Origin of the sequence: Halomonas jincaotanensis (assembly GCF_018448785.1) — a bacterium.
GTDB classification, from domain to species: Bacteria; Pseudomonadota; Gammaproteobacteria; order Pseudomonadales; family Halomonadaceae; genus Halomonas; species Halomonas jincaotanensis.
In genome coordinates this window covers 107,318-131,784 of the sequence record NZ_JAHCLU010000002.1, presented here as the reverse complement: position 1 = coordinate 131,784, position 24,467 = coordinate 107,318, and the positions used below count along the sequence as shown (strand labels likewise).

The following is a 24,467-nucleotide window of genomic DNA, read 5'->3' as shown; positions in this document are numbered from 1 at the left end:
CCGATGCGCATCCTGGTACACGGCAGTGAACTGTCAGCCGCCACAGCTGCTGCGGCGCTTTCCTGGGTGGGACACAAGGTCATCTGGCTCCCCCATTCCACGGCTTCCTGGCCACAACTGGCTGCGTCCGACTGGCTGCTTCGCGAACCGCAGCTCATTGCGCAGCTGAACGAGAGCGTTGCCAAGAAGAGCCTACGTGTGATTGAGAATGCCGACTCGCTGGTGTCGCTCGGTGACGATATCGAAATCCTGTGGCTGGCCCTGTCGCCGGAACAGCGCGGCGATTGCGATCGACTTCTCAGCCATCTCGTTCAGCATGTGGCCGAGGGCTTCGTGCTGGTGAATAATTCGACTTTTCCGGTGGGTGAGACCGAACGCCTCGAAGCCTCGCTGCAGGGTCGCGGGACTGCCGTCGCGCTTCCCGACCTGCTGGAGGAGGGACGCGCCTGGGAGACTTTCTCGCGACCTAGCCGTTGGCTGTTGGGCTGTGACGATGAGGAGGCCACCAAGCGCGTCCGCGAGCTTTTGCGTGCCTTCAACCGGCGTAGCGAGGTGATTCAGCGCATGCCGCGACGGGCTGCGGAGCTGACCAAGCTAGCGATCAACGGCATGCTGGCCACACGAATCAGCTATATGAACGAGATCGCCGGGCTAGCCGACACCCTGGACGTGGATGTCGAGTTCGTGCGCCGCGGAATGGGTGCCGACTCCCGTATCGGCTACGAATATCTCTACCCTGGCTGTGGCTTCGGTGGCCCCAACTTCTCGCGTGACCTGATGCGACTGGCCGATGTCCAATCGTCGAGCGGCCGCCACTCGGCGCTGCTCGACCAGGTGCTCGACATCAACGAGCACAAGAAGGAGACCCTGTTCCGCAAGCTCTGGGCGCATTTCCATGGGCAATTGCAGGGTCGCATCGTGGCGATCTGGGGAGCGGCCTTCAAGCCGGGTACGGCACGTATCGACCATGCGCCCGTGTTGACCCTGCTTCGTGCGCTCTGGGCCCAGGGTGTGCATGTACGGCTGCACGACCCGTCAGCCATCCATGCATTGCTTGCCGAAGTCGGCGAGCACCCGCTGCTGGAGGTCTTCGATGATGACCCGTACTTGGCCTGCCAGGGCGCCGACGCGTTGTTGCTTGTGACCGAGTGGAAAGACTACTGGAACCCCGACTGGCCTCGTCTGGTCAGCCTGCTGGGCGAAAAACTGCTGCTCGACGGTCGTAACATTTTCGAGCCGGACTGGGTGGCGAGCCAGGGGCTGCACTATCGAGGCATAGGAAGACGCGCCGATCCTCGCTGACACTCCAGCCATGCGCTACGCAGTGCCTCTGAATCACCTGAAGGCCTGGCCATCGGCCGGCTTTCAGGGGTTCGTGAAGTTTGGGGGGTAGGAAAGGTCGAGGCTAGAGAAGGTCAGGGCTAGAAAAGTTCTGTGCAATAAAATCCCAGTTGATCACCTGCCATAGGTTTTCCAGATAGCGACTGCGCGAATCGCCGTAATCGAGGGCATAGGCATGTTCGTGGACATCGATGGCGAGCAGCGGGATACGACCGTGGGCAATGGGCGTGTCAGCGTGGCCCGTGCTGAGAATCTCGATGCCGGCATTGGGAGTCTTGATCAGCCAGGTCCAGCCGGACGCGTCATTATCCATGGCGCTCGCAAGGAAGACCTGCTTGAACGTCGAGAGGTCGCCAAACGCCTCGGTGAGGGCGTCAGACAGGGCACCGGTTGGCTCGCCACCCCCTTTGGGCGCGAGACAATGCCAGTAAAAGGCATGGTTCCAGACCTCTGCCGCCTGAGCAGACGTGCGTCCATTGGAGGCATGCAAAATTTCCTCGAGCGACTTGCCTTCAAGCGCAGTGCCTTCGACCAATGTGTTGAGCGCAGCAACATGTGAGCGGTGAAGCCTGCCATAGTGATAATCGAGCGCTTCCGCAGAGAGATGGGGCTCCAGAGCGTTCCTGTCATAGGGAAGGGCGGGTAATTCGAAGGTCATACGGCCATTCTCGCTCGTCGCTGTTAATCGTGGGGATAGGCGTGTTCATCGGGGCGTTGGCGGGAGCTCGTGTGCATGCCAGAAAAAAACCTTACACTATGAAAACGCTCTGAAACTATCATCCCGGCACCAGGGTATCGGGTTGCATAGGCCGTCGACACGCCGTCTCGCTCTAGGAGAATACATCACCTGACGCTCCCTGCCGTCCGCGGTAGGTCATTCGCACGAAGCATGAAGATCGAAGAAAGGAGTCTGCCATGGCAGAGCGCCCGGAAGACCGCCGACATGCACGACCGATCGTTCCGGACCCGGATTCAAGCCTGGCACCTCGCATGCGTCAGCCGCCTGCGCCGCGGGTGTGGCCCCTGTGGTTGCTTGTGTTGTTGCTGATGGTTGGCTGCGTGGTACTTGCCTGGACCGGCTGGCAGGAAAGTTCGCGATTCGAGCGTGAATTGACCCGGCTTACCGGGGAGGTGTCCAACGTCCATGCACGTTTCGAGGCGCAACAAGGAGAGGGTGACGTCTTGAGATCGCTGGAATCCCGTCTCGAGGCACTCGAAGCGCGTGACTCGGCCTTCGAAGAGCGTCTCCAAGACATTCAGGAAAGGGCGCAGGCCCAGTTGTCCACCATGGATGAACGCCTCGATGAATGGGAAACTCGACAAGCTGAAGCGGCGAGCGACGCGGAGGCGCGCGATGCCTTGCTTGCCTCGGCGCGGATGTCGCTGGATGCGTTGGAACGCGCTGGGGAAGAAGGTCGAGCCGCGCTGGATGAACGTCTCACGGCGATGGCCCAGGCCAGGGAGCGTGATCAGCAACGCATCGACACCCTCGAGAATGAGACGATCGCCACACTCGAGACCGAGCAGTCTATGCTGGAAGAGCGATTGATCAGTACCCAACGCCAGCTTGAGGACTTCAACAGCCGTCAGTCACAATTCGCCGAAGCGATTGAATCCGTTGAATCATCACAGGATGCTGACCAGCAGCGCAGCAGCGCCACTGTCGAGAGGTTGAATGTCCTGGAAGATGAGCTTGCCGAGTTGCGACGTGGGCAACTTGCCATGAGCGCCCAGCTGGAAGCCCTGCAACCCTGAGCAGAGCGGACGGCGTGCCATCTAGGCTAGGGAAATCATTTTTATGGAAAAACCCGTGATTGTCCGCCCGACCAGAGCATGCCAGGGCTTAATAGGGATGTGCTTGGGCATCGGCTTGCTCGGAATGTCGCCCATCGTATTGAGTATCGAGTCGCGTGTTGAGGGCATCGAAGGTGATGTCGCTGCCAACATCCGCCAGTACCTGGAAGGTCTCGATGCCACCGAACTCAGCCGCAGCCGGGTCGAGAGCGGCGTGCAGCGCCGTGCGCGTGAAGCGATGCGGGCCTATGGCTACTATTCACCGCAGATTACCCACGAACTCGACCACAATGACCCGCCCGAATTCGTGGAGCTGACCATCGAGCCCGGCCCACGCGTTGCCATCGAGACCCTCGACTTCAGCCTGGAAGGCGATGCCACCGAGGACCCGCCTTTCGAGGAGGCCATCGATGCCTTTCCTCTCGAGATTGGCGATCCTCTCGTCCATGCGCCTTACGATCGGCTTCGTGGGCGGTTGGCGAACCTTTCCCTGGAACGCGGCTATTTCGATTGGCGCTTCGTCGATCGGCGTATGGAAGTCCGGCCCTACGATGAGAGCGCTCGGCTCTATCTCCGTCTGGATAGTGGCCCGCGTTACCGTTTCGGTGACGTGACCTTCACGGGTAGCCATATCGAGGAACAGCGGTTGCGCAACCTGCTCTCCTTCACCCCGGGTGATCCCTACCTGGCCGGCGAGATTGCTACGTTCAATCAGCGCCTGGGGCAAACCAACTGGTTCAATACCATCACGGTGCGCCCAAGACTCGAGGAATCTGCCAGTCTTGCCTTGCCTGACCGGGAAATGGATTTCTGGAATGTGCTTGAGCTCGAGAGCGATTACGCTCAGGCCATCCAGGACAGTCGCGACGCGTCGACCAAGCCACGGCTGTCGGAAGATGCGCTTGCCGCCGCGACCAGCCTGAATCAACCCACGCGTCCCGCGGTGCCCATCGATGTGCGCGTCACTCCCGCTGATCGCCATCAATTCGAAATCGGCCTGGGCTATGCCACCGATGTAGGGCCACGTACGCGTTTTTCCTGGAAGCAGCCCTGGATCAATCGCTACGGGCATGGCTTGGACCACGAGCTTTTCCTGGCGGCGCCTGAGCAGCGCTTCACCGGCACCTACCAGGTGCCACTCGCTGATCCCCTGCGCGACAGTTACCGTTTCCAGTATGGCTTTCGAAACCTCGACAACGAGGATACCCAGTCGCTCCAGGCGACCATTGAAGCCGCACGTCGCTGGGAGTTCGACAACGACTGGGTGCAGACGCTATATCTGCGCAGTACCTTTGAAGACTACACCCAGGCCGACGAGGAACAGCAGGTGCTGCTGTTATATCCGGGCATCAGCTGGTCTCGCACCCGGACACGCAACCCGACATTTCCTACCTGGGGCGATCGTCAACAGTTGTCCTTCGAGGTGTCTGATGGCCTATGGGGCTCGCAGGCTGACTTTGTCCGGCTCACGGCGGATACCCAATGGATACGCATGCTGGGTGACGACAACCGTTTTGTCGGTCGGGCCGGTTTCGGTGCCATCGAGACCAGCGAGTTCAACAATATACCCCCTTCGCTGCGTTTCTTTACCGGTGGCGACCGCACCGTGAGGGGCTATTCCTACGAGAGCCTGGCGCCTCGCAATGAAGAAGGAGAGTTGCTCGGTGGGCAACAATTGTTCACCGCCAGTGTCGAATACCAGCGACGGGTGACCGGCGACTGGTGGGGCGCCGCCTTCGTCGATACCGGTGATGCCTTCGATGACTGGGGCCCCAGTGACTTAAATACTGGCGCTGGGCTCGGCGTTCGTTGGGTCTCTCCCGTGGGACCGGTGCGTTTCGATATCGCCCACCCCTTTGACGAAGACGATTCATGGCGAATTCATTTCGCCATCGGCCCGGAGTTCTGATGATCTTGACCCTTTTCTGGGTAATGTTACGCCTAATGATACTGTTGCCGCTGTGGTTGTTCGGGCTGATCTTCCTGCTGCTGGGCTTGGGGCTATCGCCTTGGGGAACTGGCATGCTGCTGGAAGAAGGCGCCAAGCGAGGTTTCTATACCCTGGAATCCTACGAGGGCTCGCCCCTGGATCACCTGGTGCTCCGTGACCTGAGTCTCGACGCCGGACCCGCGAACATCGCGGCGGAGCGGCTCGAGATCGCCTGGGCAGAGGATTGCCTGCTGTCGGGTCGACTGTGCCTAGATACGTTCGAGGTCGAAGGCGCTCGAATCCGCGTGTCGGCGACCGAGCCTGCCCCGGCCGAGGAGAGCGAGCCCGGCGAACCAGCAAGCCCCATCGCCTTGCCGTTCCCCGTGGAAATCCGCTCGCTGGCTCTGCGCGATGTCGAGGTCAGACTCGCCGACGGCACCCGGCTCGCCTGGGATCATTTCAGCACCGGCGCAGTAGCGGAAGACGACACAGTCACCCTGGCGCCGACCCGTTTGTCCGACACGAGGCTGATGCTGCCGGGATCGCCCGGGTGGCAGTTGGCGCTTGACGACAACACCCCCCAGGCCGAGCGAAGCCAACCGCGGATAACAGCAGCAGCGATCGATGCCGCTATTGCCGCAGGCTCGTCACCCCCGGCCGTGGCTTCTGCCGATGGGCAGGAGCCAGACGGTCCTCCCCTCGAGGAACAGCCGCGTCGCGAGCTACCCGACATCCGCTTGCCATTGCGTATCGAGGCACCGGAACTGCTGGTGGAAGACTTCGTGGTCGGTGGCCCAATGGATTACGCCGTCGAGCGCCTGGCGGTGTCGCTGACCGCCGAAGAACATGAGGTCGACATCTCGTCGCTCGAGGTGACGACGGAAGACGCCGATGCGCGGCTGGAAGCGAACGTGACGCTTCGCGACGACTATCCGCTGCAGGCTCGCCTGAAAGCGGCGCTATGGCTGCCCGAGAGGATGCCCGAGCTTGCCGGACAGCGCATCAACCTGGCCCTGGACGGCAACCTAGGCGACCTGATCGTTCGGCTAGGATTCTCGGGACCGATTACGGCAACATTCGACGCCCGCCTCGATGCCCTGGACCCGACAGTGCCTTTTACCGCGTCTCTGGACAGCAAGCTGGTTCAGTGGCCTTTGCCTAGCGCGGCGGCGCTGGCCGACCCCGAACAGCTGGGTGACACGCCACTGGATCCGACCGACCCCTGGCTGGTCGAAGATATCACCCTGCGGCTCGACGGCAGCCTGACAGGTTATCGGGTCGCTGCCTCTCTGATGGCGGAGGGCCCCGATCTGCCCTATAGTCGCCTCGCGCTTGCTGGGACGGGCGACCTGGAGCATTTTGCCTGGACCCCGTTATCCTTCAGTCTTGGCCAGGCCTCGGTCGTCTCTCGCGGGCGCGTCGACTGGGCAGAAGGTTTGGATGTCGAGGCCATCACACGGCTGGATAATCTGGATCCCGAGGCGTTCGTCGAGGGACTCCCGGGGCGACTCGACGGCGACGCCGAGCTCAACTTCACCCAATCCGTCGCCGGGTGGTCGGTGGAAGTACCTCGCCTGGCGATCGATGGGGAGCTTCAGCAACGCCCGCTGTCGTTGGCGGCAAGCCTAACAGGCAACAGCGAAATGCAGTGGCAGATCGACACCTTGGACTTCCGCCAGGGCGAGAATCGCCTGACGGCCAGAGGTCAGGTCAGTGAGACCTCGATTGATGTCGCAGGACAGCTCGACCTGCCGGCACTGGCCAGCCTGTACGACGACCTGGGGGGCAGTCTAAGCGGGGAGTTCTCTGGCTCCGGGACGCTCGAGGCGCCCCAACTGGACCTAGAAATGTCCGGACAGGGCCTGCGCTTCGCCGAGAACCGCCTCGAGCGTCTGCGGCTTGCCGGCAGGGTCAGTGGACTCGAAGACCCGGCACTGGATATCGAGCTGGGAATCGAGCGTCTCGATGCCGCCGGTCAGCGCTTCGACGCCATCGACCTGGGCCTCGATGGCCGCCTGTCCGAGCACCGGCTGACCCTCGATGCCAATGCTGGCCAAGGCATGCCGCTCTCCCGTGCGGCGTTGGCGATCGAAGGAGGGCTGGGTGAGTCGCGTGAGCGCTATGCGGGTCGCTTGACCCCGTTGGAAGTGGATACCCTTTACGGTGATATTCGTCTGGCCGAGGCATTGGCCTTCGAGATCAACCTGCCGGCAGGCAGCGCTCAGGTAGCACCTTTCTGTCTGGAGCGGGTCCAGGGCGGCGCGCTCTGTCTACAGGAACCGCTCGATGCCTCGGCCGAGAGCGGCAGGGCGCAACTGGCGCTGCAGGCACTGCCCATGTCGTTGCTGGATGAAGTCGTTCCGGCGGAGTGGGAGCTTGATGGCGCCACGAATGCCGAGCTGATCGCCGAATGGGGAGCGGGTGGTACCTGGCGGGCACAGTTGGATCTGGACAGCGAGCTCGCCATGAACGGTGTGGACGCCTACGGCCAGCCATGGGCGCTACCGGAATCGAGCGTGACCCTGACCGCCGATGCGAATCAGACGCGCGCCGATATGGATCTGGGCCTGAGCCTGGCGGAGGTGGGTGACATCAATCTGGAGCTGGGGATTGACGATCCCACCGGTGAAGCGCAACTCGACGGACGATTACGCCTGAGCTCCCTCCAGCTTGCGCCCTATCGCACGCTCGTGGCGGGCATGGACAGGATGGAAGGCACTCTCGGTGGAAATGTTCGGATCGGTGGCAACCGTGCGGCGCCCACCCTCGATGGTCGGATCGGTCTCGACCAATTACGCCTCGAAGGCGGTGATCTGCCTCTGGCCGTTGCCGATGGAGAGCTCGAGGTGCAGCTGGCCGGTGATCGCGCCGACATCGATGGCTTCATCGCCGCCGAACAAGGCCGTCTCTTAATCGACGGGTCGGCCGGTTGGCCCGACCCTGAGAACTGGCGAGTCGCCGTGGATCTGGAGGCGCGCGAGGACCCCTTGCTGGCAACGCTCCCGGCATTCGGGCGTCTGCGGATTGCCCCCGATCTAACCATACGCGTGGTGCCGGACCGCCTGCAGGTTCGCGGCACGGTGCAGGTGCCCTGGGCCCGTCTTGAGGTGGGAGATATACCCGAATCAGCGGTAGCGCCAAGCCCCGATGAGGTCATCATCACGCGCCGCGACCAACGCCGCATGGACCTCGAAGCACAGCGTGCGGCAGAGCGGGCCGCCGCGCAGGAAATGCAACAGAACGGCGAGAGTGCCGCCGCGACGTTGACCGAGGCCGGGATGGCGATGGATGTTCGGATCGAGCTGCAACTGGGTCCCGATATGCTGCTCGATGCCTATGGTCTGGAGTCCGGGCTTTCCGGCAACCTGGAAGTCCGTCAGCAGAATGGTCCGGTCCAGCTGTTTGGCGACGTCAGTCTGGTCGATGGTCGCTTCCGGGCGTTCGGCCAGGATCTGTTGATTCGTGAAGGGCAGCTGCTGTTCAGTGGTCCTCCAGATCAACCGCTGCTCGATTTCGAGGCAATCCGCAATCCTGAGGTGACCGAGGATGGCGTCATCGCTGGCCTTCGGGTCACCGGAAGTACCGCCCAGCCACAGCTAGAGATATTTTCCGAGCCCAGCATGGAAGAAGCGCAGGCGCTTTCCTATCTGCTGCGAGGTCGCTCGGCGGATGACAGCGGTGGCGCCGATGGCGCCTTGACCTCGGCGCTTGTCGGCATGACGCTGGGTCGCACCGGCGGTGCAGTGGGGGCCATCGGGCAGGCCTTTGGCGTCGATGATCTCAACCTCGAGACAGCGGGAGCGGGAGACGAAAGCCAGGTGGTGCTCAGCGGACAGCTCACCGAGGACCTGCGCCTCAGTTATGGCGTGGGGCTCTTTTCGCCCATCGCCGAGCTGACGCTTCGCTATACCGTATGGCGCAATCTGTATCTTGAAGCGGTGTCGGGTGCCGCCCAGGCCGTGGATCTGGTCTATGCCTTCAGTCGCCCGGGCGCGCCGCCAGACCCTTGAGCCACATATACAGGCCTGACCTTGACGTCTCCAGGCCTGAGCTTCAACAGGAGAAAGAGATGAGCATTGATACCCGACGCGCTCCGACAGGGCGCTCTACCCCCATCGAGATCAGTGGCGTGCATACCGTTTCGGGGCATTCCATGCTTCCTCCCTTCGAGCCGGGGCTCGACGAGATTGTGTTCGGGCTTGGCTGCTTCTGGGGCGCCGAGCAGCTGTTCTGGCAGCTTCCCGGCGTGCATGTGACGGCCGCCGGTTACGCGGGTGGGACGACACCCAATCCGACCTACCAGGAAACCTGCGGCGGGCAGACCGGCCATGCTGAGGTCGTGCGCGTCGTCTTCGATCCCGACAGGATCGCGCTGGAAACGCTGCTGCGTGCCTTCTGGGAAGCCCATGATCCCACCCAGGGCAATCGCCAGGGGAACGACATCGGCTCTCAGTACCGGTCCATCATCCTGACCACCAGCAAGGCCCAGCAAGACGCGGCGATACGCAGCCGCCAGGCCTATCAGCAGTCGTTGGCCAACGCCGGCAGGGGCGAGATCACCACCGAGATTACCCCGCTGGAAGCGTTTTACTATGCAGAGGAATATCACCAGCAATATCTGGACAAGAACCCCGGCGGTTACTGTGGGCTGCGAGGCACCGGCGTCAGCTGTCCGATCGGCTGACCCGACGCGGCTCCTGCCACGCGTCTTGTGGGGTCACGCGTCCCCAATCCCCCAACTGGCGAGCCACGCGACGGGCCAGCCAGCTGCCGAACAGGCCGTCATGCCATTCAACGAAGCCGACATGACCACCGTGTCGGGCGATCTCGACTCGCACGGCATCCCCCGGGGCGGGAAGTTGGTCGAAGAGGTCCGGCGGCATGAAAGGATCATCGTTGGCGTGCAGTATCAAGGTCGGCAGCTCGAGGTCACCGATCAACGGACCCGCTGAGGCGCGCCGGTAATAGTCCGCCACATCCTCGAAGCCGTGCAGGGGTGCAGTGACGGCATCGTCGTAGTCGCGCAGGCTGTCGAGGGCCTCGAGTTCCCGCGCCGTGAGCGACAATGGTAGCTCCTCGAGGCGGCTTGCCACCTTGGCCTTGAGCGATGCCAGCAGGTGGCGTTCGTAGAGTCGCGAGAAGCCCTGGTGGAGAGTGTCGGCGCTGGCCGAGAGATCGAGAGGTGGCGCGATGGCGATCGCACCTGAAAGGTCAAGGCCGTCGCCGCCCTGTTCGGCAATCAGCTTGATCAACATGTTGGCACCCAGCGACACGCCGATAGCCACCTTGACGGCACGGGGATAGCGGTGCGCCAGCTGGGCGATCAGCCAGTAGGCGTCTGCCGTATCGCCGCTGTGGTAGGCCCGTGGCAAGCGGTTGGGTCGGGTTCCGCAACCTCGAAAGTGCATGACCAGCGCCCGCCAACCGAGCTCTGCTGCCGTGGCCAGCAATTCCTGAGTATAAGGAGAGCGGGTGCCTCCCTCCAGCCCATGGAACAGCAGACACAACGGCGCGTCTTCCGCCACCGTATCCGGCATCGCCCAGGCCAGCTCGACAAAATCGCCATCGGGCAGCTCGAGAATCTCTGCCCGCCACGTCAACCGACGCCGGGGCAGCAACCGCGGCAGCAGCGTCTGTACATGGCGGTTGGCCAGGCCGGGAGGCGGGATAAAATCGGCGCAATGCAGCTGGGCTGCCATGGCGGTGTCACTCGGTTTCGGTTGTCGTCGACGTCAGGTTGTCGGGGCCCTGTCGGGTCACCAGAACATTGTCCTCGATGCGAATCCCACCGTGACAGGCTAGCCGCTGAACAACTGAGGCATCAATATCACCGCTGTCACGATAAGGTTCAATCAGCTGGGGAATGATATACACCCCCGGCTCAATGGTGACCACCATGCCGGCCTCCAGTTCCCGTGTCAGGCGCAATGCGGGATCGGCGGACGGAGGCAAGAGTGGCAGCCCATCGGCGGACCGTCTGCCTGCCACGTCATGGACCTGCAGGCCGAGCAGGTGCCCCAGGCCGTGGGGACAGAAGGCGCGGGTCAGGCCGGACGCCTGGGCATGTACGACTGAACAGGTGATCACACCCTGTTCGACCAGCAGCTCGGTAAGGCCGTCGTGCATCTGCTGATGTAGGTCGATGAAACTGATGCCGGGCCTGAGGGCGGCGACCAGCTGCTTTTGCAGCGCCCGGACACCATTCACCAGGGGTCGAAACGCCGGGTCGGCGTCGGGGCCCGACCAGGTGCGCGTGATGTCGGCACAATAGCCTCGGTAGCGCTGGCCGGCATCCATCAGCAAGCTGTGGCAAGTCTCGGGCGGCGCCGTGTCGTAGTGTTGGTAATGCAGCACACCGCCATGCGTATTGACGCCGACGATGCTGGAATACGGCAAGGCGGCCTCACGCTGTCGAGACGCGCCGAGATAGGCGAGCTGGATGTCGAGTTCGCTGTCGCCAGCCAGAAACGCCTGGCGCGCTGCGTGGTGTCCGGTCATGGCGCACCGATTGGCCTCGCGCAGGCAGGCGACTTCGTACTCGCTTTTACGCACCCGCAACTCGTCCAAGTCGGCTTGCAAGGCTTCCGGTTGATATACGACGCTCACGTCATCGAGACAGGCCTGCGATACATCGCCGAGCACCGCGAAGCGCCCTTTGGGAAGAACGGGGGGCGCATCGTCATCGCTCAGGATGATCTCGAACCGTCCGACCCAGGCTTCGTCCGGCAGCCGAGCGGGCAAGTGCCAGAAATCCCGAGGCGCATGTACCTTCAGCCTGGACACCTGGCCTGGGCATATCAGCAGCCAGCTGCGTGCCAGACCGGCTTGGCCGGTCCAATGCTGGAAGTGGCCGAAGGCCGCGAAATTCGCCTCCTGATCGTCGGCGAAATGACGGCGTGGATGGCCACTGTAAAGCAGCACACCATCCAGTTGATGGCGCGCCAGCACTTCAGCGTAGGCACTTTCGAGGGCATCAAGATGCTGACGTTGCAGGGCATCGAAACCTGGCGGCATGTGGCTCTCCATCGCTGACATAAGTGACATAACTGATATAGCTGAAATGAATGCTCAAGTGACCGAATGGACGGGCGCCGCGAACCAGAAACGACGCGGCGCTCCGTCAGCAAGGTTGACCCGCCGGTATAGGCGAATTTCCATGGGGACTCGCCAACGCGAACTGCCTGCTACTACCAGGGTGCCGGCCCGAAGCGCCCCATGAGCGGTTCGCTCGGGCAACCAGCCGACGCCATAGCCCAGGGTAACCAGCTCACGAATATTCCCGCTCTGGATGCTCTCGTTGAGCACACTGAACTCAGGGGCATCGCCCAGTCGTGCCAGATGCGACCCGATGGCGGCAGCGAACAGGCCTCGGGGGTGATAGGCGATCAGTGGCAGCTTTGCCATCCGGTCCAGGTCATAACGTGGCCGCCCATCCGATTCGGCCAGCGATACGGGGACCAGTCGCTCCTCACCGACCTGGCGATAGACCGTCTCCTCGGTCACCGATTCCATGCCGCAGGTCATCGGCGGCCAGTAGCAAAGCACCAGGTCGCATTCCTCACGTGCCAGGCCCTTGAAGTAGTCATCGATCAGCCAGCCGGTCGCTCTAAGGTAGGGAGTCACCGGCGGCGGGGCGGACCACTGATTCAACCACTCGGGGACGAAGTGGACGAGCAGGCTCTGCGGCGCCGCCAGACGTATGCGTCCGGCCTGCTGTTCGGTCAGCTGGTCCAGACGCCGGCGGCTCTCGGCGATCCGCTGGGTGACATCGTGGCATAACGCCAGGAACTCCTCGCCCGCCGGGGTCAGAGACAACGGCAATGTCTGGCGATTGATCAGCGTGGTGCCCATCTCCTCTTCCAATAGCTTGATGCGACGCGAGAAGGTTGGCTGGGTAACATTCTGCTCCTCGGCGGCTCGAGAGAAGTGTCGCGTGCGTGCCAGAGCACGAAAATCTTCCAACCAGCGCAGCTCCATAATTTCCTCCAGGCCGGTGTGAAGTCTTCCAACTCGTCAGTATGCCAGAGGTTTATGGAGCTCAGCCGATGCGGCCTTCCTCCACGCCATGGCACGCCACCTGGCTGCCCTCGGCCGTGTCGATGAGGGCGGGGATTTCCCGTCCACAACGTTCGTTGGCGTGAGGGCAGCGTCCATGGAAGACACAGCCCGATGGCAGGTTGACCGGCGTCGGCACCTCGCCCTTCAGCCGTAGATGCTGGGGGCGGTCATCCTCGAGGCGCGGAATGGCCGACATCAGTGCCTGGGTATAAGGATGACGCGGCCTGGAAAACAAAGTGGCGGTCGGTGCGACCTCACAGATCCGTCCCAGGTACATCACCACCACTCGGGTACCGAAATGCTCGACAACGGCCAGGTCATGGGTGATGAACAAGTAGGTCAGATTGTGCTGCTGCTGCGCCTCCATCAATAAGTTGAGAACCTGAGCCTGGATCGACACGTCGAGGGCCGAGATCGGCTCATCGGCGACGATGAATTCCGGATCGACGGCCAGGGCTCGGGCAATGGCGATGCGCTGCCGCTGGCCACCCGAGAACTCATGGCCGTAGCGGGTGCCCCAGTCCTGGGCGATGCCTACCGAGGCCATCACCTCGGCGACCTTGTCACGCACGCGTGTGCTGTCCCAGCCGGGATGGTGCAGGCGAATGGGCTCTTCCAGCGTCTGCTGGATGGTCATGCGTGGGTTCAGAGACGCGTAGGGGTTCTGGAAGATCATCTGCATGCGACGCCGAAAAGGCATCAATTCCCGGGTCGACATGTTATCGATCCGCGAGCCGCCGTAGCGTATCTCGCCGGCAGAAGGTTGCAGCAGCCCCATGACCGTCCGCGCCACGGTTGACTTGCCGCAACCGGATTCCCCTACCACGCACAGTGCCTCGCCACGCCGTATCGCCAGATCCACGCCGTTGATCGCATGCACGTATTCCTGATGGCGCACCAGCTTGCCGCCCTTGAATCTCAGTTGCTCGAGAAAGTCGCCGGATAGCGAGAAGCGCTTGACCAGGCCACGAATCTCCAGCAGCGGGGTTTCCTCTTGAATGTCTGCACCCGGGGTTTTAACAGTCTGGGACATTACGTTCATCGCGATGTCTCCTCGGCCGGGATCCGGTCACGTTCGAGCATCTCGGCCACCATGTGACAGGCCACCTGGCAATTCCCGGAGGTGACGAAGCCGGGAATATTATCCTCGCAGGCGCGGCGATGGGAGCCATCATCACGCTGGACGAAGCCGCACCGGGGATGGAAGGCGCAACCGCTCGGCAGATTATCCAGTGATGGCATGCTGCCCGGGATCTGGTTGAGCCGGCTGCCTGGGGTCGCCATCTGCGGCAGGGCGTTCATCAGCCCCTGGGTATAGGGATGCTGCGGATCGTTGATGATCTCGCGCGTCGGACCCTGCTCGATCACTCGACCGGCATACATGACGAGCATGCGTTGGGTGACCTGGCTGACGACGCCGAGATCATGGGTAATCAGGATCAGGGCGACGTTGTGCTTTTCGCAAAGTTCGAGCAGCAGCGCCATGATCTCGGCCTGGATGGTCACGTCGAGCGCGGTGGTGGGTTCGTCGGCGATGATGATGTCCGGATCGAGCAGCAGGGCGATGGCGATGATCACGCGCTGCCGCATGCCCCCGGAGAGCTCATGGGGGTATTGATCGAGTCGCGCCTCGGGAGAGGGGATCTGGACCTGCTCGAGCTTGTGCAGCGCGATCGCGCGTGCCTCGCGCTTCGAAATGCGCCGATGGGCCTTGAGGCATTCCACCATCTGCTCGCCCACGCTCAGCACTGGGTTCAAGGTCATCATCGGATCCTGGAAGATCATCGATACCCGATGCCCGCGGATATGGCGCAATTCGCGGTCGCTCATGCTCGTCAGTTCCTGGCCGTCGAAGCGAATCGTGCCACCGGCGATATACCCTGGCTTGCCGATCAGGTTCAACAGGCTGAACGCCGCCACGGACTTGCCGGCGCCGGACTCGCCGACGATCCCCAGGCGTTCGCCGCGATCGAGACTGAAGCTGACGTCACGCAGCGCCTGAAGCTCACCGCGGCGCATGCCGAAACGCACATCGAGATGGTTTACGTCGAGAAGTGCCATGTCATTCAGCCCTTGTAAAGTCGCGGATTGAGAACATCGCGCAGCCAGTCGCCCAGCAGGTTGATTACCAGCACCAGAGCCACGAGCACGGCACCTGGAATGAGGGTGATCCACCAGGAACCCGACTGGAGATAGTCGAAGCCCGACTTGATCAGCGACCCCAGTGACGGGTGAGTCTCGGGCATGCCCAAACCCAGAAACGACAACGCCGCCTCGGAAATGATGGCATTGGCCACCTGAACGGTGGAAATCACGAATATGGGCGACAGGGTGTTGGGCAAGATGTGCCGAAACATGATGCGTCGGCTGGGAAGCCCCATGGTTCGGGCCGCATCGACGTATTCCTTGCCTTTCTCGGCGAGCACCGACGCCCGCACAGTACGCGCATATTGTGGCCACTCGGCCAGGCCAATGATCAGCACCAGCAGTGGCACGGCATAGGCGCTGAAGGTGGAACTGCCGAAGATCGCCTTGACCAGCGCACCGACCACGATGGCAACCATCAGGGTGGAAAAGGACAGCTGGATATCGGCCAGCCGCATCAGGAAGGCATCGATGCGCCCCCCCAGGTAGCCCGCCAGCAAGCCGAAGCAGATGCCCAGGGCCGCCTGCAGCGCTACCGCGCCGAAGCCGATGATTAAAGACACCCTGGCACCATAGAGAATGGTCGACAGCAGGTCGCGCCCCTGGGCATCGGTCCCCAGCAGGTAGGCGTCGTCACTGCCGGCCATCCAGAAGGGTGGCATTTCGGAGGCCATGATGTCGATCTGGGCCAGATCATAAGGATTCATCGGCGCCAGCCAGGGCGCCAGAATGGCAACGGCCACCATGGCAATGAATATCAACAGACTCAGTTGGGCGACCAGGTCGCGCTTGAAGCTGTAGAGCAGGTAGGAGTCGCGTAAACGCTCCCAGCGGCCCGCCCGGGGAACAGTCGTGCTCGTGGTCATGCGGGTCTCCCGGTCAGTTTAACGGTGGGATTGACCAGGCCGTAGATCAGATCGACCAGGGTATTGGTGATCACGAAGATCAGGCCCACGATCATCAGATAGGCCACGATCAAGGGAATATCGGAGCGCTCGATGGCATCGAGGAACATCAAGCCCATCCCGGGCCACTGGAAGACGGTCTCGGTGAGAATCGTATAGGCCACCAGGGTGCCGATCTGCACCCCGCCCACGGTGATGACCGGCAGCATGGTGTTCTTGAGCGCATGCAGGAAGTAGATGCGACGCAGCGGAATGCCCTTGGCGCGGGCAAACTTGACGTAGTCGGACTGCAGCACTTCAAGCATCTCCGCCCGGATCAGGCGAATGAACAGCGGTAGCATGATCGAAGCGAGCGAAATCGCCGGCAACACGAGGTAGGTCAACCCTTCGAGGGTGGCAAAATTGGTCGTCCAGGTGCCAAAGACCGGCACCGGATTGCCGCGTCCATAAGCCGGCATGCCGCCGTCGGTGGTGATCACGCCATTGAGCCAGCTTCCCCAGCCGGTATCGGCGGGGAAGGGCGTCCAACTCACCCCGATCGCGAACAGTTGGATCAGCACGATGGCGGTGAGAAAGACCGGAATCGAGATGCCGACGATCGACACGCCCATGAAGAAGCGCGACAGCCAGGCGCGAGGCTTGATCGCACTGTAGACGCCAATCGGCACCGACAGGAACACGATCAGGAAGGTGGCCGCCGCCACGAGCTCGAGCGTCGCCGGCAGATGGCGAGCAATCACCTCCATGGTGGGCTGATTGAAATTGTAGGAATAACCGAAGTCGAGCTGTGCCGCGTTGCCGGCAAAGCGAAGGTATTGGACGAAAAAGGGGTCATTGAGCCCCAGTTCTTCGCGCAGCGCCTCGCGCTCGCTCTCCGGCACCGACTGGCCGACCATCTGTTGGATAGGGTCGCCGAGGTTTTCCTGAATGGCGAAGGCGATCAAGCTGATGACGAACATCACCAGCAGCGCATGAAAAAGGCGCTTGACCAGAAAGGCGATCATGTCTGTCGTCCTCTAGGCAACAGGCGTCGACGCACTCAACGGTGAGTGCGTCGCGCTGTTGCGGGCGGGTACATGGCCGGCAGCAAACCGGCGTGTCGAGTTACTCGGTGTCGATGACCAGATCCCCGAGATAAGGGAAGTTCATCACATTGAGGATGGGCTCGATATTCACGTTCTGAGCCGACGCCCAGGCCAGATCCTGCCAGTGGAGCGGCACGAAAGCGGCCTCGTCATACAGGGTCTGCTCGACCTGCTGAAGCATCTCGGCACGTTTTTCGAGATCGACCTCGAGATTGGCTTCTGCCACCAGCGCATCGAGCTCGGGGTTGCAGTAGCTGCCGGCGTTGTACTGACCCGCGCCACTGTCGGCATCCTGGCAGGCGGTCAGATACTCGTGAAAATTGGCACTATCCTCGGTATCGGCGTGCCAGCCGATCATCATCATGTCGGCGCTTCGATCGTCGAATTCGCCCCAGTACTGCGCTTTGGGCAGGGTCCTTAGGTCGACGTCGACATTGATGCGCGCCAGCATGGTGGCCACGGCCTGGGCGATACGGGCGTCGTTCACGTAACGGTTGTTGGGCGCCATCATGCTGATCTCGAAGCCGTCCTCGAAGCCGGCTTCCGCCATCAGCTGGTTGGCCTTCTCTAAATCGTAACGCCGTTCCAGGTCTTCCACATGGCCGGCGTAACCCTCCGGCGAGAATTGTGCCGCCGGCGTGGCAAAGCCCTTCATGAGGCGATCGGCGATGGCGTCCTGATTGATGGCATAGGTAAATGCCTGACGTACCCGTGGATCCTTGAAGGCATCGACGCGGTCCTGATTCATGTGGAAGAGGATAATTCGCGTGCCAGACATGGTCACCAGCTTGGCGTCCTCGTCTTCACGAACGCGCTCGAGGTCGTTGGGTGGCACCGGCGCGATGAAGTCGACGTCACCCGACAGTAACGCTGCCACGCGGGTCGCGCTCTCGCTGATCGGTGTCATGACGATACGGTCGACGTTACCGGGAGAATCCTGATCCCAATAGTCGGTATTGCGCGCGAACTCCATCCTCACGCCCTGTTGACGCTCGGTGACCGTGAAGGGGCCGGTGCCGGACAGGTTGCTCGAGGCGAAGGAGTTGCCATTCTTGACGATCTCGTCCTTGGCATCGCCATCACTGTCGGTGCCCGAGTAGAACTCGCTGTCCAGCGGGAAGATATAGGTGGCAAGGTTCAACAGCAGCGGGTAGGGCTTTTCGGTCTCGAACTCGACGGTGTGATCGTCGATGGCCGTCACGCTGGTGATCGGCGTAAAGATCGCCTTGAAATCGGGGCTCTGCTTGAGTCGCTCGACCGTCCAGACCACATCCTCGGCGGTGAAGGCATTGCCGCTGTGGAAGGTCACGTCCTCGCGCAGGGTCATGCGCATATGGGTGTCGTCCACCTGCTCCCATTCACTCGCCAGCCGGGGTTCGAACTGCAGATCATCGGTCCAGCGCACCAGCGGATCGAACGTCATGTGTGATAGCTGGAGGATACCGCCGGAGAGTTGTTCATGGATATCCAGCGACACCGGATCAGCGTCATAGGCCATGCGCAAGGTGTTTTCGGCCATGACCGCCGCGGGCAGGGCGACGCTGGCACTGATCAGGCCTGCCAGCAGAGTCTTCTTGGAGTTCATCTGGGTTCCCTTTCTCGGTTTGTTGTTGGTGCTACAACATCAACCCTGTGACGCGAAAGGGAAAAGCACAATCGAAATTGTGAGAAACGCTATACGCTCATTACATGACCGCGCTGAACGCGGACGTCTCAGTCATCCCGCGATGGCGCCAGGCGGTCGATGCGATAAAGCGTGGCCACCTGCTCGAGGCCGGTAATGGAACAGTCAAGATCCTTGATGTGGCCATCTGCCAGACCGTACACCCAGCCGTGTACCGACAGTGCTTGGCCTCGCTGCCAGGCACGTTGAAGAATCTTGGTGCGGCACAGGTTGTTGACCTGGGCCTTGACGTTGAGCTCGCACATGCGGTCGACCTGATCTTCTAGCGGCAGCCCCTGGAGCGTGTCACGGTGACGGCTGTAGAGTTCGCGAACCGAATGCAGCCAGTAGTCGACCATTCCGCATTCACCGCCAGTGACGGCCGCTCGGACACCCCCGCAACCATAATGGCCGACAACCATGATATGACGTACCTCGAGTACGTCCACCGCGAACTGGACGACCGAGAGGGCGTTCATGTCATTGTGATGGAGCAGGTTGGCGACGTTGCGGTGTACGAAGACTTCGCCTGGAGGCAGAGCGATGATCTGGTTGGCGGGGACTCGACTGTCGGAACAGCCGACCCAGAGATAGTCCGGGTTCTGTTGGCGTGATAGCCGGGTGAAATAGTCCGGGTCTTCCTGGCACATGCGTTTCGCCCAGGCGCGATTGTTGTCCAGCAATCCCTGTATGTCGCTGTCGTGCATCACTATTCCCCCGATTAAAAAGTGATCGTGACGGGTACCCATGTGGCGCTTCCTTTTACCTCTCCTTCGTGAACCGGTCAACTGTCGGCTCTCCCGAGTCGAGAAGTGGGCTGGTATCATCTTGTGGCATTCAACCCCGGGACCTTCTTTTCGGTCCTCAACGGCTCAGGAGACTGGTGTGGCCGAACTCGCCCCCTTACAAAACGATAGCACCCGGTACGACTACGACCTTTTTGTCATCGGCGCAGGTTCTGGTGGGGTACGCGCCGCGCGGACCGCGGCGGCGGCGGGGGCCCGTGTGGCCATCGCCGAGGACCGCTATCTGGGCGGAACTTGTGTCAATGTCGGCTGCGTTCCCAAGAAGCTCTATTCCTATGCGGCGCATTTCCGCGATAGCTTCGAGGACGCCAGTGGTTTCGGATGGCGACTGCCGGCAGCCCCCGAGTTTGAATGGGCGACCCTTCGTGACAACAAGGTCGGTGAGATCAAGCGGTTGAATCGCATCTACGATCGCATGCTCGATAACGCCGGCGTGCGGCTGATCCACGGTCGGGCTCGCGTGGTGGATGCCCATACTGTTGAGGTGGCGGATGAAACTATAAGCGCCGCCAAGATTCTCATCGCAGTGGGCGGCTGGCCCTGGGTACCAACGTTCCCCGGCAGTGAGTTGACGATCACGTCCAATCAGGTGTTTGACCTCGACTCCTTTCCGGAGCGCCTCCTTGTACTTGGCGGTGGCTATATCGCGGTTGAATTCGCCAGCATCTTCAATGGGCTGGGGAGTGACACGCACCTGGTCTACCGTGGCGAACTCTTCCTGCGCGGTTTCGACCATGAGGTCAGGGAGTTCGTCCGCGATGAAATGGTCAAGAAGGGGGCCACACTGCGTCTGGAAACCAACATCGAGTCGATCCGCAAGGTCGAGAACGGCCTGGACGTCACCCTCACCAATGGTGAGCGGCTTGAGGTCGATGCCGTACTGGCGGCCACCGGGCGCCGGCCGCATCTCGCCGGGCTGGGATTGGACAAGCTTGACGTTGCGCTCAGTAATACGGGACATATCGAGGTCAACGAGCGTTTCGAAAGCTCGGTGCCATCAATCCTGGCACTGGGGGATGTGACGGGGGGGGCGGAACTCACGCCCGTAGCGCTCGCCGAGGCGATGCACATGGTCCAGCATCATTTTGGCGAGATACCGCCCTCCAAGCCGCTCGACTACCACAATATCGCGACGGCGGTGTTCTGCCACCCCAACATCGGCACCGTCGGGCTCTCCGAGCAGCAAGCTCGCGAAGCGTGTGGCGACATTCGCGTCTATACCACCGATTTCCGCCCCATGAAGCACACCCTGTCTGGCAGTAGTGAGCGGTGCTTGATGAAGCTGATCGTCGACGACCACAGTGACGTGGTGGTAGGCGCCCACATGGTCGGTGATGAAGCCGGTGAACTGATACAAGGCATTGCCATTGCCGTTCGAGCGCAACTCACCAAGGCTGACTTCGATGCCACCATCGGCATTCATCCCACCGGCGCCGAGGAGTTTGTCACCATGCGAACGCTGACCCGACGTTGAATTCATGAGAGGTTGCGGCGGGTGCTGCAACCTACAACCGGTAAACATCGTCAAATCAGTCCGGCGAGGGGCACCAAGGGCGGAACACGAAAGGGGGCGAGCCCGCGGAAAACTCGGCTAGACTCAAGAAGAGAACAAGTTGAGCTGGATTCACACGGCGGTGATGGTGATACGATTTCTCATCGTTCAGTGATGGTGACAAAACCGGACAATTTTGAATTGTCATAAGCCAATGTTATAATGGTAGTAAATTCGCATAGCGAAACCTTCTATGAGTGCAACATCCGAACCTTTTATTCCTTCCGCCGATCTTGCTCGCCCCAGCGTGGCGGATGCGGTAGTGGGCAATGAGCAAACCCCGTTATTCATTCGCAAGCCAAATCCGGACGATGGTTGGGGCGTTTACGAACTGGTCAAGTCTTGTCCGCCTCTGGATGTCAACTCCGCTTACGCCTACCTGTTGCTGGCGACGCAGTTTCGCGAGACTTGTGCCGTGGCAACCAACGAGGAGGGCGAGATTGTTGGCTTCGTATCCGGCTATGTGAAGAGCAATGCTCCGGACACTTACTTCCTCTGGCAGGTCGCTGTCGGCGAGAAGGCCCGCGGTACCGGCCTTGCCCGCCGCTTGGTCGAGGCCGTGATGACGCGTCAGGAACTCGCTGATGTGCATCATCTGGAAACCACCATCACCCCCGACAATGAAGCGTCCTGGGGGCTTTTCCGTCGGCTGGCCAACCGCTGGCATGCACCTCTCAACAGCCGCGAGTATTTTTCTACCGACCAGCTCGGTGGCGAACACGATCCCGAAAATCTGGTGCGGATCGGCCCCTTTCAGAATAACCGTCTCTGAGACGTGAGGGCTGACTTGCCATCTTGTCGCAAGTACTGGAGCGACGACCTCTTCGAGTGTGATGCCCAGCGCAAGGGCAGGGTGGTTGCTCGTCTCCGGATAATCGCCACCCGGAGATTCTCGAAACCAGCGTCAAGCAGGCGCTGAAATGATACGCTTGAGCTAGGCTGTCCTTGTAGTCAGCCAGGTCATTGGTCGGTCGGATGTCCGGTCGGCTCGTTAATGTCAAACTACGGAGATTTTTCCATGATCGTTCGCAACCTCGACGAAGCGCGTCAGACTGATCGTCTGGTCAAGGCCGAGAACGGCAACTGGGACAGCACGCGTCTTTCCCTCGCCGACGATGGCGGTAAATGCTCGTTTCACATTACGCGCATCTACGAAGGGACCGAGACGCATATTCACTACAAGAATCATTTCGAAGCGGTTTACTGCATGGAGGGTGAAGGTGAGGTGGAAACCCAGGCCGATGGTAAGATATGGCCGATCAAGCCGGGTGACATCTATATCCTGGACCAACACGACGAACACTTGTTGCGGGCCCACAAGACTATGCACCTTGCCTGCGTCTTTACACCTGGGCTGACCGGGCAGGAGGTCCATCGCGAAGATGGCTCCTACGAGGCTCCGGCTGCCGACGACAAATCACCGATCTAAGCACCGACATAAGTAAGCGTTACGCGCCGTGCTGCCGATGCCTCCATCTCGACGAGTATGGAGGCATCTTTTTTATGGGTCCTCGGCGGTGAACTGTCGATCAAAAACGATGGTGATCTCGGCAAGCGTCACGCCGAATTTCTTCATGGCGGTGCGGTTGATCAAGCGTCCGTCGGGTTGCAGGAACATCCAGTCATCCATAGTGAAAGTGAACGTGCGTCCCGATATCTCCACGTCGAGAGGATACGTCATGGTGAAGACGTGGCCGGCCTGGCGGGCGACGACAGGTCCCTCAACATCATTGGCACTGCCGAACCAATGATCTTCGGCCTGGCGCTCGAAGGTCCAAACTCGGTGATCTGTGTCGCCGTTATCGTACATGAAGCGCTCGTCGAGTACCAAGGTATCGCCATCGAGCCGACCATCGATGTCGACGGTAAATCGGCGTTGTACTTCGCCGGAATAGTCTTGCACCATGCCCCAGGCGCGGCTGCGACCGTCGAAGTAGGTGCCGATGTCCAGTTTTGGTGTAGTACCGGCATAGAGCTCTAGGTCGCCATTTGCACAGCCCACCATGAGCCATGTCAAAAGGGCGAGAATGATAGGTCGGTAATGATGCATGTGAAATTTCCTGTATAGGTGTCGTCTATGATTTTGGCTAGCCTAGCGCTAATCTCGGTGTGATGCCATGGCAATACTGGCGTGGAGAATCATCCACCGTCAGTTCGTATAATGTATATTATGTTAAATAAAGTGCTAGTTTATCTACAAGCCAACCTGATAGCTGAGTGATGATCTTGCATGGTATTCACCTCCACGTTGGACAAGGATGCTGGCGACTCCTTATCATCACGCCACCTGCCACCGGAATGTACTGCCCCATGCGCCAACATCTAAAGCTGCTTATCGCGCCTTGTCTTGCCTCGTTGCTCTCAGGATGTACCCTGCTGACCGAGTCGCCGGAACCCGAACCGAGGCTGGGCCCAGAAGTGTTCGCCGACCGCATCGATCGTCTCGAAAGTAATATCGCCGAGCGCTGTGACCGTCAGGAACACAAGCTCGATGCTTTTGTACGCCAGCAGGTTCAACTCGGTGCCGAACTTCGCGATGTCGGCAGATTGTTGCACCGGCACACCCGCGACACAGCCAGCAGCGATATCAGCGGGACAACCCCACTGGTCATCCAGCAGCGTTGCGAGCAGGAAGATTCGTTGCTGGCCAACAAGGTGCTGGTGGGCCGTAGTGAATGGGTTGGACTTCCCGATGTTGGCACTTATCTCAAGGCCAGAGTGGATTCCGGCGCCAATACCTCGTCCCTTTCGGCAACCGAGATCACCCCCTTCGAACGCGATGGCGAGGACTGGGTGCGCTTCAAGCTCGGGGTCAACGAGAACGATGTGGTCGTGGAGGATGTCGTTGATGAATGGATCGAAGAGCCGGTGGAACGTCGGGTGCGGATCATTCAAGCTGCCGGCGAGGAATCTCGCCCGGTGATCAGCCTGCTGATGACCCTGGGGTCGATTCGTGAGCCGGTGGAGTTCACTCTCAACGATCGCAGCCATCTTAGCTACCCGGTGCTCTTGGGGCGCCGTTTCCTCCTCGACATCAGCATCATTGATGTCGCGCAAGCGTATATCCATGATCGCCCTGAATTTCCTGGCGGGCTGCCCTCGGAAGAGTCCGACGTCGATGAAGTCGATGATCCCGATGACGAAGAAGAAGCCTGACCTCTGACCGATTCGGGCGTCATCAGCAAGGA

At 61.0% G+C, this 24,467-nt stretch carries 20 protein-coding genes; 9 read left to right on the top strand and 11 right to left on the bottom strand.

The genetic code is table 11. The annotated features are described in order from the left end of the window. Window positions 1–3 precede the first annotated feature (3 nt). Window positions 4–1,302 carry a nucleotide sugar dehydrogenase gene (locus KG088_RS03025; protein ID WP_213824017.1) on the top strand — a complete coding sequence of 433 codons (1,299 nt, stop codon included), beginning with the start codon at window positions 4–6 and terminating at the stop codon, window positions 1,300–1,302. A 103-nt stretch (window positions 1,303–1,405) separates the two neighbouring features. On the opposite strand, the gene KG088_RS03020 is transcribed toward KG088_RS03025, so the two are convergent. Next, window positions 1,406–1,999, bottom strand: coding sequence for a Fe-Mn family superoxide dismutase (locus tag KG088_RS03020; protein ID WP_213824016.1), 594 nt, complete (start codon window positions 1,997–1,999; stop codon window positions 1,406–1,408). Window positions 2,000–2,256: 257 nt separating this feature from the next. Between KG088_RS03020 and KG088_RS03015 the strand changes: the two genes are divergently transcribed. From KG088_RS03015 to msrA, 4 genes are all read left to right on the top strand, one after another. Further along, complete coding sequence (locus KG088_RS03015) at window positions 2,257–3,096, top strand: coiled-coil domain-containing protein (protein WP_213824015.1); 840 nt, start codon at window positions 2,257–2,259, stop codon at window positions 3,094–3,096. 124 nt (window positions 3,097–3,220) lie between these two features. Beyond that, window positions 3,221–5,044 carry an autotransporter assembly complex protein TamA gene (tamA, locus tag KG088_RS03010; RefSeq protein ID WP_213824014.1) on the top strand — a complete coding sequence of 608 codons (1,824 nt, stop codon included), beginning with the start codon at window positions 3,221–3,223 and terminating at the stop codon, window positions 5,042–5,044. After that, a complete protein-coding gene (tamB, locus tag KG088_RS03005) occupies window positions 5,044–9,075 on the top strand; it encodes an autotransporter assembly complex protein TamB (RefSeq protein ID WP_213824013.1) in 4,032 nt (1,343 codons plus the stop codon). Before tamA ends, tamB begins: the two co-directional genes overlap by 1 nt. A 59-nt stretch (window positions 9,076–9,134) precedes the next feature. After that, window positions 9,135–9,749, top strand: a complete 615-nt coding sequence (gene msrA, locus KG088_RS03000) for a peptide-methionine (S)-S-oxide reductase MsrA (protein WP_213824012.1) — start codon at window positions 9,135–9,137, stop codon at window positions 9,747–9,749. Here msrA and KG088_RS02995 read toward each other — a convergent pair. The 9 genes from KG088_RS02995 to can all read right to left on the bottom strand — a co-directional run bounded on the left by KG088_RS02995 (window position 9,730) and on the right by can (window position 19,670). Further along, window positions 9,730–10,764, bottom strand: a complete 1,035-nt coding sequence (locus KG088_RS02995) for a hydrolase (protein WP_213824011.1) — start codon at window positions 10,762–10,764, stop codon at window positions 9,730–9,732. The genes msrA and KG088_RS02995 overlap by 20 nt on opposite strands. 7 nt (window positions 10,765–10,771) lie before the next feature. Further along, window positions 10,772–12,079, bottom strand: coding sequence for a Xaa-Pro dipeptidase (pepQ, locus tag KG088_RS02990; protein ID WP_213824010.1), 1,308 nt, complete (start codon window positions 12,077–12,079; stop codon window positions 10,772–10,774). A 54-nt stretch (window positions 12,080–12,133) separates the two neighbouring features. Beyond that, window positions 12,134–13,042, bottom strand: coding sequence for a LysR family transcriptional regulator (locus tag KG088_RS02985; RefSeq protein ID WP_213824009.1), 909 nt, complete (start codon window positions 13,040–13,042; stop codon window positions 12,134–12,136). 61 nt (window positions 13,043–13,103) lie between these two features. Then, window positions 13,104–14,165 carry an ABC transporter ATP-binding protein gene (locus KG088_RS02980; RefSeq protein ID WP_213824008.1) on the bottom strand — a complete coding sequence of 354 codons (1,062 nt, stop codon included), beginning with the start codon at window positions 14,163–14,165 and terminating at the stop codon, window positions 13,104–13,106. Next, window positions 14,162–15,184, bottom strand: coding sequence for an ABC transporter ATP-binding protein (locus KG088_RS02975; RefSeq protein WP_213824007.1), 1,023 nt, complete (start codon window positions 15,182–15,184; stop codon window positions 14,162–14,164). The genes KG088_RS02980 and KG088_RS02975 overlap by 4 nt, the downstream gene beginning before the upstream one ends. 5 nt (window positions 15,185–15,189) lie before the next feature. Beyond that, window positions 15,190–16,134: an ABC transporter permease gene (locus KG088_RS02970; protein ID WP_213824006.1), complete on the bottom strand. Its 945-nt coding sequence runs from the start codon at window positions 16,132–16,134 to the stop codon at window positions 15,190–15,192. Then, entirely contained in the window at window positions 16,131–17,177 is a 1,047-nt protein-coding gene (locus KG088_RS02965) for an ABC transporter permease (protein WP_213824005.1), read from the bottom strand. Before KG088_RS02965 ends, KG088_RS02970 begins: the two co-directional genes overlap by 4 nt. 100 nt (window positions 17,178–17,277) lie before the next feature. Then, a complete protein-coding gene (locus KG088_RS02960) occupies window positions 17,278–18,843 on the bottom strand; it encodes an ABC transporter substrate-binding protein (RefSeq protein ID WP_213824004.1) in 1,566 nt (521 codons plus the stop codon). A 128-nt stretch (window positions 18,844–18,971) separates the two neighbouring features. Further along, window positions 18,972–19,670, bottom strand: a complete 699-nt coding sequence (gene can / locus KG088_RS02955) for a carbonate dehydratase (RefSeq protein ID WP_406565580.1) — start codon at window positions 19,668–19,670, stop codon at window positions 18,972–18,974. 136 nt (window positions 19,671–19,806) lie between these two features. Here can and gorA point away from each other — a divergent pair, with 136 nt between their 5' ends. The 3 genes from gorA to KG088_RS02940 all read left to right on the top strand — a co-directional run bounded on the left by gorA (window position 19,807) and on the right by KG088_RS02940 (window position 22,708). Continuing rightward, window positions 19,807–21,201 carry a glutathione-disulfide reductase gene (gene gorA / locus KG088_RS02950; RefSeq protein ID WP_319941374.1) on the top strand — a complete coding sequence of 465 codons (1,395 nt, stop codon included), beginning with the start codon at window positions 19,807–19,809 and terminating at the stop codon, window positions 21,199–21,201. A 271-nt stretch (window positions 21,202–21,472) separates the two neighbouring features. Next, window positions 21,473–22,051, top strand: a complete 579-nt coding sequence (gene ectA / locus KG088_RS02945; protein ID WP_213824002.1) for a diaminobutyrate acetyltransferase — start codon at window positions 21,473–21,475, stop codon at window positions 22,049–22,051. Window positions 22,052–22,297: 246 nt separating this feature from the next. Continuing rightward, a complete protein-coding gene (locus KG088_RS02940) occupies window positions 22,298–22,708 on the top strand; it encodes an ectoine synthase (RefSeq protein ID WP_213824001.1) in 411 nt (136 codons plus the stop codon). A gap of 72 nt (window positions 22,709–22,780) precedes the next feature. On the opposite strand, the gene KG088_RS02935 is transcribed toward KG088_RS02940, so the two are convergent. After that, window positions 22,781–23,329, bottom strand: a complete 549-nt coding sequence (locus KG088_RS02935; RefSeq protein ID WP_213824000.1) for a DUF3833 domain-containing protein — start codon at window positions 23,327–23,329, stop codon at window positions 22,781–22,783. Window positions 23,330–23,589: 260 nt separating this feature from the next. On the opposite strand from KG088_RS02935, the gene KG088_RS02930 reads away from it, so the two are divergent. Next, window positions 23,590–24,435: an ATP-dependent zinc protease family protein gene (locus KG088_RS02930; protein ID WP_213823999.1), complete on the top strand. Its 846-nt coding sequence runs from the start codon at window positions 23,590–23,592 to the stop codon at window positions 24,433–24,435. Window positions 24,436–24,467: the final 32 nt, after the last annotated feature.

Excerpts from the sequence above, each read along its gene's own strand:
- KG088_RS03025 (WP_213824017.1), top strand. The coding sequence starts at position 4 with ATGCGCATCCTGGTACACGGCAGTGAACTGTCAGCCGCCACAGCTGCT.
- KG088_RS03020 (WP_213824016.1), bottom strand. The coding sequence starts at position 1,999 with ATGACCTTCGAATTACCCGCCCTTCCCTATGACAGGAACGCTCTGGAG.
- KG088_RS03015 (WP_213824015.1), top strand. The coding sequence starts at position 2,257 with ATGGCAGAGCGCCCGGAAGACCGCCGACATGCACGACCGATCGTTCCG.
- tamA (WP_213824014.1), top strand. The coding sequence starts at position 3,221 with ATGTCGCCCATCGTATTGAGTATCGAGTCGCGTGTTGAGGGCATCGAA.
- tamB (WP_213824013.1), top strand. The coding sequence starts at position 5,044 with ATGATCTTGACCCTTTTCTGGGTAATGTTACGCCTAATGATACTGTTG.
- msrA (WP_213824012.1), top strand. The coding sequence starts at position 9,135 with ATGAGCATTGATACCCGACGCGCTCCGACAGGGCGCTCTACCCCCATC.
- KG088_RS02995 (WP_213824011.1), bottom strand. The coding sequence starts at position 10,764 with ATGGCAGCCCAGCTGCATTGCGCCGATTTTATCCCGCCTCCCGGCCTG.
- pepQ (WP_213824010.1), bottom strand. The coding sequence starts at position 12,079 with ATGCCGCCAGGTTTCGATGCCCTGCAACGTCAGCATCTTGATGCCCTC.
- KG088_RS02985 (WP_213824009.1), bottom strand. The coding sequence starts at position 13,042 with ATGGAGCTGCGCTGGTTGGAAGATTTTCGTGCTCTGGCACGCACGCGA.
- KG088_RS02980 (WP_213824008.1), bottom strand. The coding sequence starts at position 14,165 with ATGAACGTAATGTCCCAGACTGTTAAAACCCCGGGTGCAGACATTCAA.
- KG088_RS02975 (WP_213824007.1), bottom strand. The coding sequence starts at position 15,184 with ATGGCACTTCTCGACGTAAACCATCTCGATGTGCGTTTCGGCATGCGC.
- KG088_RS02970 (WP_213824006.1), bottom strand. The coding sequence starts at position 16,134 with ATGACCACGAGCACGACTGTTCCCCGGGCGGGCCGCTGGGAGCGTTTA.
- KG088_RS02965 (WP_213824005.1), bottom strand. The coding sequence starts at position 17,177 with ATGATCGCCTTTCTGGTCAAGCGCCTTTTTCATGCGCTGCTGGTGATG.
- KG088_RS02960 (WP_213824004.1), bottom strand. The coding sequence starts at position 18,843 with ATGAACTCCAAGAAGACTCTGCTGGCAGGCCTGATCAGTGCCAGCGTC.
- can (WP_406565580.1), bottom strand. The coding sequence starts at position 19,670 with ATGGGTACCCGTCACGATCACTTTTTAATCGGGGGAATAGTGATGCAC.
- ectA (WP_213824002.1), top strand. The coding sequence starts at position 21,473 with ATGAGTGCAACATCCGAACCTTTTATTCCTTCCGCCGATCTTGCTCGC.
- KG088_RS02940 (WP_213824001.1), top strand. The coding sequence starts at position 22,298 with ATGATCGTTCGCAACCTCGACGAAGCGCGTCAGACTGATCGTCTGGTC.
- KG088_RS02935 (WP_213824000.1), bottom strand. The coding sequence starts at position 23,329 with ATGCATCATTACCGACCTATCATTCTCGCCCTTTTGACATGGCTCATG.
- KG088_RS02930 (WP_213823999.1), top strand. The coding sequence starts at position 23,590 with ATGCGCCAACATCTAAAGCTGCTTATCGCGCCTTGTCTTGCCTCGTTG.